The sequence below is a fragment of the Arthrobacter sp. Y-9 genome (assembly GCF_029690065.1).
In the GTDB taxonomy this organism is placed as follows: domain Bacteria; phylum Actinomycetota; class Actinomycetes; order Actinomycetales; family Micrococcaceae; genus Arthrobacter_E.
In genome coordinates this window covers 1,085,883-1,099,663 of the sequence record NZ_CP121463.1, presented here as the reverse complement: position 1 = coordinate 1,099,663, position 13,781 = coordinate 1,085,883, and the positions used below count along the sequence as shown (strand labels likewise).

General features: G+C 68.8%; 3 protein-coding genes. All 3 read right to left on the bottom strand.

Translation table 11 applies throughout. The features are described from left to right. Positions 1–120: 120 nt before the first annotated feature. Positions 121–1,086 (bottom strand): MoxR family ATPase, encoded by a 966-nt coding sequence (locus P9849_RS04790; RefSeq protein WP_066216929.1) that lies wholly within the window; start codon positions 1,084–1,086, stop codon positions 121–123. A 94-nt stretch (positions 1,087–1,180) separates the two neighbouring features. Next, a complete protein-coding gene (locus P9849_RS04785) occupies positions 1,181–7,312 on the bottom strand; it encodes an Ig-like domain-containing protein (RefSeq protein WP_278268541.1) in 6,132 nt (2,043 codons plus the stop codon). Between the two features lie 198 nt (positions 7,313–7,510). Further along, entirely contained in the window at positions 7,511–13,726 is a 6,216-nt protein-coding gene (locus P9849_RS04780) for an Ig-like domain-containing protein (protein WP_347567916.1), read from the bottom strand. Positions 13,727–13,781 lie beyond the last annotated feature (55 nt).

The window sequence follows — 13,781 nt, the reverse complement described above, 5'->3', positions numbered from 1 at the left end:
TCCTGGGCGCGCCGGGCCTCCCGCGCTGCGCGCCGCGATGTGGGGGCGTTCTCGCTCATCTGTGGTGTGCCTTCAACTCCGTAGGGGCGGTCATGTCGTGGCCGTGGGAACGGCGGAGGGTCAGGCCCTCTGCTGCGGCGCGGCGATCTCGGTCAGAACGCGGGAGATCACCTGCTCCTGGGTCGCCCCGGAGAATTCGGCCTCCGGGTCCATGACCAGACGGTGGGTCCACACCACGGGGGCCAGTTCCTTGACGTCGTCCGGGAGCACGAAGTTGCGGCCCTGCGCGGCGGCCCAGACCTTGGCCGCCCGTACCATCGCGAGGGCGCCACGTACGGACACTCCCAGACGGGTCTGCGGGGCGTTGCGGGTCTCCTCAGTCAGCCGCGAGATGTAGCCGAGGACTGCCGGATCCACGTGGTTGGTGGAGGCCAGATCGGCCATGTCCGCGATCGCCTTGGTGGTGATGATCGGGGTGAGGGCCTTGGACCGGTCCTTGAGGCTCGCGCCGCTCAGCAGTTCCACGGTGGAGTTGTGGTCCGGGTAGCCGATGCTCGTCTTGATCAGGAAGCGGTCCAGCTGGGCTTCGGGGAGACGGTACGTGCCGGCCTGCTCGATCGGGTTCTGCGTGGCCAGCACCATGAACGGGCGCTTGGCCTCGTAGGTGACGCCGTCCACGGTGACGCGGGACTCCTCCATGACCTCGAGGAGCGCGGACTGCGTCTTCGGGGAGGCACGGTTGATCTCATCGGCCAGCACGATGTTGGCGAAGACCGGACCCTCGTGGAAGTTGAACTGCTGCGTCTTCTGGTCGTAGATGTTCACGCCCGTCACATCGGATGGCAGCAGGTCCGGGGTGAACTGGATGCGGTTGTGCGTCCCCTGGACACTCGCGGCGAGAGCGCGCGCCAGGGAGGTCTTGCCCGTCCCCGGGGCATCCTCGAAGAGCACGTGGCCCTCCGCGAGCATGCTCATGACCGTCAGCCGGATGACGTGCTGCTTGCCCAGCACCGCCTGGCCGACGTTGGCCACGAGTTTCTCGAAGGTCCCTGCGAACCACGTGGCCTGCTCGGTGGTCATCGTCATGATGCTGTGTTCCTTTGTGTCGAGTGAATCTGTTGGGGAGTGTAGCGGGCCTGGGCGTTTTCCCGATGGACGGTGCAGGCCAGGTGGACAGAGACTAGCAACGCACGTTTCCGGACACCACCCGCACGGTGTCGGCGCGGACCCAGCGGTCCGCGTAGCCGTTGCCGGTGATGTGGTACCAGCCGGAGCCTCCGAAGGGGCTGCCACAGCGGTCCACCGGAACGTCATTACCGGTGTGCAGCCACGGCCACGGGGCATCGGTGCCGCCACCGCTGGCCCGGCCGTAGCAGGACTTGGGCGGCCCGGCGCTGTACCCGGTGCGTCCGTTCTGGCCACCGGTCGCCTCCGTGCAGCTGTTCACGGACGAGGCGGTCACGGAGACTTTGTTCTGCGGCGGCGGGGTGGGATCGGCGCCGGAGGTCGCCGAGTCGCTGCCCCAGGCTCCGCAGTCGTTGTTGCCGTCGGTGCCGTTGCAGGCGATGACCCGTAGCGTCCAGGTCTTGGCGAAGCCACCGGTGTTGATGTCGAAGCGGTTGGTGAGCCCCACGTTCTGCCAGGCTCCCCCGTTCACGCTGACGTGGTAGCGGTTGATCACGCGGCCATTGTCGTTGGGCGTGGTCCACGTCCAGTGTGCCGACGTGTCCCCCACCTTGGACGTCCTGCCGGTGACGGTGGGCGCCGCAGGCGGACCGTACACCACCGCGTGACCGACATTCTGCGCGTCGCCCGCGATGGCGCTCTTCGTGGAGTGCGCGATGATGTTCACCGTCACGTCCTTGCCGGTGGGCTGTCCGTGGATGACGCCACCACCCGCGGGGATGGGTCCGCTGCCGTACGCCGTCCGCCATTCGTAGCTGATCTCCGAGGAGGTCGAGCCGTTACGGGCGGCAGGCGTCAGCGGGCTGAAGGTCACCTTGAGGTCGTCCCCATTGCCCGGAGCCGTCACGGAACCGTTCGTGACGGTGCCCGGCTTGCCGGCGGCCCGGACGGCGTTGGACTGGGGGCTCGTGGCTCCCTTGCCGGCCTTGTTCGTGGCGCTGACCGTGAAGCTGTAGTCCGCCTCGGAGTTCTGCATGGTGACGTTCGCGCTCGTCTGGTTGCCGGGCACGCTGAGCGTCTTCACCACGGCGCCGCCCTGATAGGTGGTGAGGGTGTACGCGGTGATGGCGGCGCCGTTCGTGTCCGGAGCGGTCCACTCCACGCTCAGCTGGCTCTGGCTGCCCACGGAATCCGTGGAGCTCGCGCGGGGCGCCAGTGGCTGGGCGGGAACGCCCGCGGGTGTCTCGGCCGTGGAGTAGGCGCTGAACTCGCTGGGCTCGGGCGCCTGGTTGGAGGCCCGCACCCGGAACTTGTAGGCGACGCCGTTCTTCAGGCCGGTCCAGACGGTGCTGGTGCCCTTCAGACCCGGCTTGCTGGAGACCCCGTCCAGGGCGGGCGGGGAGATCTCGAGCTCGTAAGAGCTGACCGGCGACCCCTTGGTCACGGCCGGCTGCCAGGCGACGGAGATCTGCTTGTCGCCGAACTTCGTGGTCGGCGGGTTCGGCTGCTCGGGACGGGTGTCCGGACGCACCTCGGCCGACGGCGCGGACGCCTGGGATTCGCCCACCGCGTTGGTGGCCGTCACGGTGAAGTGGTACTTCACATTGTTGGTCAGGCCGTTCAGGGTGCAGCTGTTCGCCGGGCACTGCTGGGTGAAGCCACCCTCGCCCTTGACCGTGTAGTGCTCGATGGGAGCACCACGGTCCGCCGGCGGACGCCACGTCAGCAGCGCGGTCCGGTCCCCGACATTGCTGGCGCTCGGGGTGCCGGGGACATCCGGCTTGTCCCGGACGGTCAGCCGGATGCGGGCCGTGGCCGTGCGGCTCGGATCGTCCTTCTTGTCCCGGACCGTGTACGCCACCACCATGGTGCCGCTGAAGTTCTGGGCCGGGGTCACCTGCACCTGGTCACCCTGCACGAGCGCCGAGCCGTTGCCCGTCTCCACGACGGCGGTGCTGATCTTCAGCGGTGTCTCCGGGTACGGGTTGACGTCGTTCGCGAGCACCGGGACCGAGCGGGGCTTGCCCGCGTCCGCATTCGCCACCGTGTCGTCGTTCGCCACCGGAAGCGGGCGGACCGAGGCCTTGGCCACGAGGGTGAACGTCGCGACGGCGGTGCCGCCCCGCCCGTCGTCGGCCTTCAGCCGCAGGACGCCGCGCGTGCCCGGCTTGGTGTCGCCCTTGAGCGAGGTCTTCAGAGTCGCGCCGTCGACGCCGGCCTGGAAGCCGGTGGGCGCGTCGCCCTCCACGGAGAAGCGCAGCTGGTCCCGGCTGTCCGGGTCGCTGGCCAGCTTCGACAGGTCGACCGTCGCGCCGCCGTCCTCCGCGACCTCCACGGTGCTGCCGAGGAAGCGCGGCGGGTGGTTGCGGTCGGGGTCGGCGAGGACCTTCGTGCGGATGGTCAGCGTGGCCTTCAGGCCCTTGGCATCGTCCGGGCCGTCGCCGTCGGTGACTTCGAAGCTCAGTGAGCCGGGGCCCACGTAGTCCCGGTTCGCCGCGTAGCGCAGGGTGCCGCCGTTGTCGCGCACGGCGTCCTGGACACCGGCGCCGATCATGGTGACGCGGTCCACCTGGGTGATCCGCGGGGTGCGGCCGTCGCGGACCTTCACCCATTCCTTGAGCTGGTAGTCCAGGCTGCTGCCGGCCTTGACCTCGAGCACATCGTCCTTGGCGAGGACGGGGATCTGCTCCCCGACACCGGGCACCCAGACGATGGCCGTGGCCTTGAGACCGTCCACGTCCTCGACGGTGTACGGCACGAGCTGCGCGTCCTTGGTCAGGTTGACGGCGAGGCCGCCCTTGCCGTTCGGACGCGCGTTGGGGTTCTCGCTGGAGATCTTGAGCTTCTCCCCCACACCGTCGGGGTCCTCGTCGTTCTCAAGCACGGGCACGTCGACGCTCGTCTTGCCCAGGGTCTGCGCCTGGGTGACGCGATCATCGCGCGCGATCGGGGCCTTGAGGGGCACGTCCTTGCGCGCGATGATCCGCACGGAGGCGTCCGCCGTCGCGCCGCGGGAGTCGGCGATCGTGTACCGCAGGCTGGCGGTCCCCTCCTCCTGCGGAGCGGTGGCGAGGATGCGGTGACTCGTGTCGCTCACGGAGGCTTTCAGCGCGGGATTGGCGTCGAGGCGGTCCTTGAGGATGCCGATGGTGTCGCCGTCCGGGTCCGAGTCGTTGGCCAGGGCCGCGACGGCGACCTCACGGCCGGGACGGACCGTGACCGCGTCGTCCACGGCGGACGGGCTCTGGTTGACTTCGGGCAGCGGCGCCACGCCGACGGTCACGAGGGCCGTCGCGACGGCGCCCTGCCGGTCCTGGATCCGGTACTGGAACGTGTCGGTGCCGGAGGCGTCGGTGGCCGCCGTGTAGTCGATGTAGTTGCTGCCGAGCTGGACCGTGCCCTTCTTCGGGGCGCTCTCCACGCCCACGAGCTGCACCGAGTCGCCGTCGGGGTCCACCGCGTCCATGGGGATCGCGATGCGCACCGTCCCGCCCGCGATGACCCGGCTGGTCACGCTCTTGGCCTGGGGGCGGGAGTTCTCCCGGCCCTCGATGGGCAGGATGTGGATGGTCACCGGCGCAGCACTCTTCTGACCCTGCGGATCCACGGCGTTGTAGACGACGCGCACGGTCTTCGGGGTGGGGCCGGCCAGGAAACGCACCGACTTCTCGGAGACCCAGGCCTTTCCGTCCGCGGCGTCGGGCATCTCCGTGAGCTTCTGATCGACGCTGAGCTCCTCGCCCTGCGGGTGCGTGTCATTGGCCAGGACGGGGATGGTCACCACATCGTTCACGCGGACGTTGACTTCGTCCGGCTTCGGCTCGGGCGCCTGGATGACGGCCGGCGCGGGCACGGGGATCACCGAGATGGTGCCCGTGGCCGACTTGCTGCCATTGGAGATGGTGTACCGGATGGTGCTCGGCGCGTTGGCGCCCCGGACATCGGTGATCCGCAGGACCTCGTGGTTGAGGATCGTCGCGGAGACGCCCGAATCAGGGTCGACCGTGATCGACTGCAGCACCAGGACTCCCCCGGCGGGGTCGTCGTCGTTCTCCAGCGGGGCCACGAGCGCCTGGCCTCCCGTGGGCAGGAGCGCGACATCGTGCACGGCAGAGGGCGCGCCCTCCTCGCGGCCGGACACCACGTCGACGCGGATCAGTCCCACATTGCTCTGGGGGCCGTTGCTGACGACGTAGCTGACGTAGTAAGTGCCGGAGGCTCTCGCCAGGAAGGTGAAGGTCCCCGCGTCGGTCACCGGGCCCAGCTGCGCCTTGCCCTGGGCGTCGACGCTGGCGAGGCGGAGATTGCCGCCGTTGGGGTCGACGTCGTTCTTCAGTGGGGAGATGGTGGTCGGCTGACCGGCCACGGCGTTCACGTGGTCCGCGTTGACCTGGGGCACCAGCGCGCCGTTCGGGCGCACGTCCACCGTGACGCGGCCGGTCGTGCTCTCCCGGCCGTCCCACACGGTGACGGTGACGGTCTTGCGGCCTGGACCCGTGCCGGCGTCCTGGAACGTGAGCAGTCCGTCGCGGCGCACCTTCACCTGGTCCTGGGGGTTCTCGGCCTTGGCGTCCATGAGCACGAGCTCATCGCCGTCCGGGTCCATCCAGTCGAGCAGGACGTTCTGGCTGACCTGCTTGCCGTTCTCCACCACCAGGGTGGTCCTGCGATCGGGTTTCTGCCGCGGCGCCGTGTTCTCCTTCGGGCCCACCACCCGCAGTGTCACCTCGGCGGAGTTCGATCCGCTCCGGCCGTCATCGGCGGTGTAGCGGAAGGTCTCGGTGCCGGGCGTGGCGGACGCGGGCACCGCGATCTGGAAGGCCGTGCCACCGTAGATCGTCTCCACAGTTCCCGTCTTCGGCCCGCCGCCGTCGACGGCGGCGGTGAGCACGTCGCCGTCGGGGTCCGAGTCGTTCTCCAGCACTGGGAGGATGGTCGTCTGCCCGGGCCGGACTCCGAAGGTGTCCGGCTTGGCCTGGGGCGGCCTGTTCGGCTTGGTGCGGTCCGGGAGGACGTTCCGGGCCGTGGTGTCCGACGAGTTGTCGTCCTGGTTCGAGTTGTGGTTCTTGGGCGGAATGACCTCGTCCCAGTTGTCCACGAGCAGCATGTCCTGGTTGACCAGCCAGACGACGCCCGAGTTCACGTCATTGAGGACCACGTTGTCCCGGTTGACGCGGAACACGTACTGCGGGCTCTTGCTGGCCTGCGGGATGTCCTGCTTCTTGTCATCGGCGGGATCACCGCACTTCCGCAGGTACTTGTTGATGCCGGCCCACGCCGCGTAGGTGCAGCCGTTCAGCTGGACCGGAGCCGCCGGATCGCCCGAGCCGTCCACCGCGGTCTTGGTGGCCTCGCCGCCGGCGAGCGGCACCTTCCAGAGGGCCGTGGCGGTCGAGAGCATGACGGCGTCTCCCCCGGCGCTGGGCTGCTGCAGCTTCGCGTCGCGGGAGTCCGGGACGGTGATGCTGGAGCCGTCTTCCCGGATCACGCGGCCGCTCGTCGCTTCGAACGCGACGACGGCGCTGCCCACCGTGGTGAGCTGAAGGTCGCCCGTGTCCTTGAGCGCGTTCACCGTCCGGGTCTGACGGTCGACCCCGCCGCCTTCGGTGGCCTGCCGCAGCTCCGTCAGCTCACCCTTGGAACGGTTGAGGCTGTGGACCGTCCCATCCAGGCCGGTGACCGTGTTCTGCCCATTGGCGCCCTGAAGGGTGACGGGGGTGTTCTCCGGGTTGAAACCGGAGAGTTCGTCCGGGGTCGTCACCCAGACCTTGCCGCTGGAGACCTCGGTCAGGGCGACCGTCTGGCCTCCCAGGGACACGGAGGTGGTGGGCGGCAGCTTGTAATCGGGTCCAAGACGGACGATCGAGGGGTCCACCGTGTTCAGGCTGCTGCCGGCGCCGTCCTGGACCAGGATGCGGCCGGCGTTCTGCTGGATGTCGAATTTGTTGCTCGCCGGTGTGACAGCTCCGTCAAGCACGCGGGAGGCGTAGTTGAGGCGGCCCACCGCGTTGCGCGCGTTCGAGGTCACCCAGACGCCGCCGTCGTTGAGGTCCACATCCGCGGTCTTGAAACCGGGGTACGCGATCGCGGCAGCCGCCAGGGAGACCGACACCGCCGTCACGGAGGTCACCGCGATGACGCGGCGCCCTTTCCTGCCGATCCTGGGGACTCTGCCGCCTGGGCTCACGATCCTGATCCTCCGCTTACTCTCTGCCGGTGCTGATGGACGGTGACCTATGACGTGCCCCCGCCGCCTGTGACACCGCTCTGAGTGTTCCATGTGAACACGCCGACTCAAAAGTAACTTCGGGTGAATAACCGGCGCAAGCGTCCGCCATGGGGACTGCTCCCCATGGCAGACGCTTGATCAGGGCCTGATGTGACCTCAGCAGTGCGGCACGTCGTTGCCGCCGGGTTCGCCCAGGGTGGTGTGACCAGTGATGATGTACCGTCCCGCGTTCTTGGATCCGTTCGCGACCAAGTACCAGTTGTAGCTGCCCTTATTGCCGATTCCGCCGCCCTTGGCTTGGTACCGGTTATCGAAGGTCACCCAGCACTTCACCGCGAACGAATCACCCGGGCCGAACCAAGGCGCGTTGTAACCGCTCTGACCATCACACGTATGGTTAGCGTCGCTCCAGTTCACCCCGTTATAGGTGTAACTACAGCTCCGCTCCACGACCGCTGGGTTCAACGCGGTCTGCCATTCGGTCTTATGCGCCCCCGACGTCGCACTCGCCGAAGCCGTGCCGCCGGGCTTTCCGAGCGAGTTGAAGGTCTGGACCTGGATGCGGACGGTCTTGCTGTACCCGCCCGTGTTGTAGCTCCGGCTGCCGCTGGGGGCGACCACCTCCCAGCCGCCGCCATTGATGTTGATCTTCGTCTGTGCCACATCGTTGGTGGACGTGGACGGCGACGACCAGCTGAACGACACATTCGTGCTGTTGAGTGAACCGTCCTGGCCCTTCGCATCCGGCGTGCCGGGCGAGCCGTATGGGGTGGCGTTGGCGGGGAGACTGCTGTCCGAACTCTCGGCCACGGTGGAATCGGCCCTGATTTTGACCGCCGCGGACGCCCCGTTCGGGACCCCTCCGATCGTTCCGCCACCTGCGGGGATGGGACCCGAATCCGTGTACGAACCCGACGTCACGATGTACTGGTAACTCACCTCTGACGTCGAGGAGCCGTTGCGGCCCGCCTGGTCCAACGGAGTGAAGCTGACCTGCAGTTGGTGGCCGTTGCCCCCGGTGTTCGCCGGCGTCGCCCGCACGTTCTGCGGCATGCCCAGCTTGCCGGTGGCACGGCGGGGAGCGCTCGGCGCCGAGACCGGACTCTTGCCGGCCTTGTTCTCCGCCTGCACGGTGAAGGTGTATTCGGCCTCCTGATTCGAGACCTCGAACTCCGTGCTGAGCGCACTCCCGGACACCGTCTTGGTCAGATCGGCCTGGCCACCGCCGCGGCGCGTCACGAAGTAGTTCTTCACGGGATCGCCGTGCGGGTCCGGTGCGACCCAGTCGACGGCGACCTGGTTCGTGCTGCCCACGGCGGAGAGCACCCGGGTGGTGGGAGCTGCCGGCTGGGCCGGCGGCGCGGCCGGGTGGTCGGACGCCGAGTATGAACTCCACTCGGAGGGGGTCGGGGCCTTGTTCACGGCCTGGACACGGACCCGGTACTCGGTGCCGTTGGTCAGCCCGGTCCAGGTGTACTTGAGGCCGGTGACGCCGGTCTTGGTGCCGACGCCGCTGGCGGGCGGCGGCGAGATCTCCAGGTTGTAGCTTTCCACCGGCGACCCCTCGGTCTTGGCAGGGGCCCAGGAGATCGCCATGTCCTGGTTGCCGGCCTTCACCGTCGGCGCGTCCGGCTGATTCGGCTTCACATCCGGGCGCACCTCATTGGACTCGGCCGACGGCTTCGAATCGCCCACCTCATTCGTGGCGATCACGGTGAAGCGGTACGGCACGTTGTTGGTGAGACCCGTCAAGGTGCACGTGGTGGTGGTGCACTCCTGGTTGAAGCCGCTGCTGGAGCGCACCGTGTACTTCGTGATGGGCGCGCCGTTGTCCGACGGCGGCGACCAGTGCAGCACGGCCGTCTTGTTCCGCACATCCGTGGCGGTCGGGGCGGACGGAGCGTCCGGCGCGGCACGCACGGTGATCTTCACACGGCCCGTCGCGCGGCGCGACGGATCCTGGGTCTTGTCCTCCAGGGAGTACCGCACCACGAGCACGCCGCGGTAGTCGGCCGACGGGGTCACCGTGAGCGACTCCCCGTTGATGACGGGCGAACCACTCGCGCTGCCGGTCTCCACCTGGGCGTCGACCACCTTGAGCGGGCTTCCGGGGAACGGGTTGACGTCGTTCTCGGTGACCTTGACCGTGACCGGCTTCCCGGCGTCGGCCTTGTCCACCACATCGTCGTTGGCCACGGGCAGCGGGCGCGTGGAGGCGACGGCCTGCAGCGAGATCTCGGCACGGACCGGATCGGACCGTCCGTCGGTCACCGTCACGCCGACCACCTGGCGGGCGCCGGCGGCCGTTCCGGGCTTTCCGGTCACCTTGAGCTGGGACCCTTCGAGGGCGATGCCGAAGCGCTCGCCCGAGGGCGTGCCATCCAGGGCGAAGCGGAGCTTCTCCTGATCGCCCTGGTCCACGTCCTTCGCCAGGCGCCCGAGATCCAGGGTGACGGTCTCCCCATCCGGCACATCCAGGGGGCTTCCGAGGAAGGTGGGCGGATGGTTGGCGTTGGGATCCGGTTTGACCTTCGTGAGGATCGTCAGCGTGGACTTGAGGCCGTCGGCGTCGTCCGGGCTGTTGCCGTCGGTCACTTCGAACGTCACCGAACCGGGTCCGACGAAGTCCTTCAGGGCCGCGTAGTGGAGGGTGGCGCCGTCGGACCCCACGACCTTGTCCGCCGAGGCGCCCAGGACCCTGACCTTCTCCGCCACGGTGATGCGGGGCGTCCGGCCGGACCGCACCGCCACGTAGTCGGACAGCTTGAGGTCGACGCTCTGGCCCGCGGTCACCTCGACCACCTGGCCGTTCTTCAGAGCCGGCGGCATCTTGCCCTGGCCCGGCACGTGCATGATCGCGGTGGCCGTGAGGCCGTCGAGGTCCGTCACCGTGTACGGGATGAGCTGGGCGTTCTCCGCGAGTTTCACGCGGACCTTGCCGTCGGGGCCCAGGCTCGCGTTCGGGTTGCCGTCCGGGAACGTGATCTTCAGATCCTCGGTCACCCCGTCCGGATCCGAGTCGTTCTTCAGCACGGGGATGTCCACCGCCGTCTTGCCGAGGGTTTCGGCAAGGGTCACGTGATCGTCGTTGGCGATGGGCGCCTTCGGCACCGCCCGCGGATTGACCTTGAGCACGACGACGGCGCTCGCCTGAGCGCCCTTGTCATCGACGATCGAGTAGCGGATGTTGTGGGTGCCTTCCGTGCCCGGCGCGGTCAGCAGGACCCGGCCGTTCTCGGTGGCGGAGGCGTTGAGGCCGGACTCGCTCTCGAAACGGTCCTTGACGAGTGCGATCGGATCCCCGTCGGGATCGGAGTCGTTCGCCAGGGCGTCCACCGCGATCCGGCGGCCCGGCTTGACCTCGGCGAAGTCATCCACGGCCAGCGGTTTCTGATTGACCGTGGCCGCCGGCGCGACGCCCACGATCACGGTGCCGGTGTTCTCCGCTCCGATGCGGTCCCGCACGCGGTACGTGAACGTGTCCGTCCCTGCGGAGGCGGCGCCGGCGATGTACTCGATGACGCCCTCCCCCACGACGGCGGTGCCCAGGGTGGGGGCCTTGTCCACGCCCACCAGTTCCACCGAGTCGCCGTCCGGGTCGATGCCGTCCAGAGGGATGGCGATCTTGATCCTCATGCCCGCCAGAACCCGGGCCGTGACGTTCTTGGGCTCCGGTCGTGCGTTGCGCTCGTCGTCGCGGGCCTTGATGCGGATGGTGAGCTGGGCCGAGTCGGCCTGCCCGGATTCGTTCAGCACCTTGTAGGTCGCGTAGACCGTCTTGGGCGTCGGACCCGCGAGGAACCGGACGGTGTTCCCGGAGGTGAAGATCCGTCCGTCAGCGGTGTCCGGCACTTCGGCCAGCTTCGGATCGAGCGTGAGCTTGCCGCCGTTGGGGTCCACGTCGTTGGCGAGGACCGGGATCGTGACCACGTCTCCCACCCGGACGGTGGCCTCGTCGTCCTTGGCCTGCGGAGCCGGCAGCTTGGACGGCGACGGGATCACGACCACGGCGATCTCACCGGTCGCGGAGGCCTTCCCGTTGGAGATGGAGTATTTGAGCGTCACGGTGCCCTGGGCATGCAGATCCGTCACCCGGACCACGCTGTGGTCCAGGACCGAGACGCTGACGGGCGCCCCGTTCGGCAGCGTCACCGACTGCACCACCAGCACGCCGCCCGCGGGATCGAAGTCGTTGCCGAGAACGTCCACGAGGGTGCTGCCACCGCTCGGCAGCTGGGCGACGTCACGGACCGCGATGGGCGGGCCATCCGCGTTCGACGGCACCACGTCCACGCGCACGAGCTGCTGGGCGGCGGCCGGGCCGTTGGTCACGGTGTAGGTGACGTAGTGGGTGCCGACCAGAGTCGAACTGAACTGGAACGTCTGCTGGTCGGCGCCGATGACCGCCGTCGACTGGGCGTCCGGCGCCACCCGGGCGAGCCGGAGGGAACCCCCGAGCGGGTCGACGTCGTTCTTCAGCGGCGCCACGGTGATCTTCTGGCCCGCGGGCACGATGACAGAATCCGCGTTGGCCAGCGGCGCGAGGGCGCTCGGCGGGCGGACGTCGGCCGTCACGCGGATCTCCGCGGTGTCACGGCCGTCGGAGATCCGCAGCGTCAGGGTGCGCTTGCCGGGGACGGAGCCCGCGTCCTGCAGGGTCAGCTGACCGTCCGGGCGGGTGCGCACGACGTCGCCGGCATTGCTGCTGGTGGCGCCGGTGAGGAACATGTCGTCCCCGTCCGGATCCATGAAGTCCGGCAGGACGTTCTGCACGAGCTGCTTGCCCTGCTGGAGGATCAAGGTCGGGATGCGTCCCGGCTTCAGCTGGGGTTTGCGGTTGACCTCCGGCGGGATGACCTCCAGGGTCACCTGGGCCGCCGCCTGGCCGTTCCGGCCGTCGTCCGCCATGTACTTGAACTCGGCGCTGCCGTGTTTATCCGCCGGCACGGAGACCTGGAATCCGGTGCCGCCGTAGATGCTCTCGACCCGGCCGATCGACGGCTGATTCTCCGCCCGCACCCTCAGCACATCGCCGTCGGCGTCGGAGTCGTTGTCCAGAACGCTCAGGATGGTGGTCCGGCCGGCGCGCACGCCGTAGCTGTCCGGTTTCGCGACCGGCGGGGTGTTGGGTTTGCTGCGATCCGGCAGCGTGGTCTGCTGCACCTCGTCCGCGGAATCCTTGTCCGCGTCCTGCGAGGTGTTCTTGGGCGGGATCACGTCGTCCCAGTTGTTGACCAGGAGCATGTTCTGGTTCACCAGCCAGACATTGCCGGCGTTGATGTCGTTGAGCACCACCAGTTCGCGGTTGACGCGGAACACGAACGACGGCGACGCGCTCGCCTGCGGGACGTCGCGCTGCTGGTCGTCGGCCGGGTTGGCGCACTTGCGCACATAGCGGTTGCTGCCGCTCCACGCACTGTAAATACACCCGCCCTGCTGCACCGGCGCTGCGGCCACGCCGGTTCCGCCGGCATCCACCACCGTGGCCTTGCCGCCGTCGAGCGGCTGGACGATCAGGGCCGTCGGGGTGGCCACCGCCACCTGATCGGCGTCCGGACCGCTCTGCTGCAGTCGCGCGTTCCGGGCGTCCTGGACGGTCACGCTGCGGCCGTCCGGGAGGAAGAGCTTGCCCTTGGCGGGGTCGAGGACCACGGTCTTCTGCCCGAGGACGGCCAGCTGGATGTCCCCCGCTCCCTTGAGATCGGACCAGTCCCGGCTCGAGCGGTCGGTCACCGTGCCGGCGCCGTCCAAGGAGAACTGGGTGACGGCGCCCTTCTCGGGGTCCACCACGGAGACGTGACCGTCCGAACTCACCGCTGCGCGGATCCCGGCGCTGCCCACCACCGAAGGCTCCGCCGAATCCGGCGAATACCCGCTCAGGGCATCGGCCTTCATGGCCCAGACCTTGCCCTTGGACGGGTCCGCCACCGCGATGACATCCCCGCCGATCGCGGACGTGGAGGACGCCGCGAGCTTCTGGTCCCCGGTCAGGCGCACCGTGGCGGGGTTGACCTGACCGAGCGCCGAGCCCTGGCCGTCCTGGACCAGGACGTTCTGGCGCGATTGGAGGATGTCGAAGGAGTTGCTCGCCGGGGTGACGGCGCCGTCCAGCACCCGGGAGGCGTAGTTCAGGCGACCCACTGCGTTGCGCGCGTTGGAGGTCACCCAGACGCCGCCGTCGTTGAGGTCCACATCCGCGGTCTTGAAACCGGGGTAGGCGATCGCGGCAGCGGCCAGGGAGAGCGAGACGACAGTCACCGAGGTGACCCCCAGCACGCGACGGCCGGTCCGGCCGAGCCTGAAGCGCCGGCGCTTCCCACCGGGATTCGTTCCGCTGGGGATTCCGTCGGGGCTCGTTCCGTCAGGGCTCACGTCAATCCTTCGAAGTCATGCAGGAGAATGCGGCGGGAGGGCCACCCCTACCCGG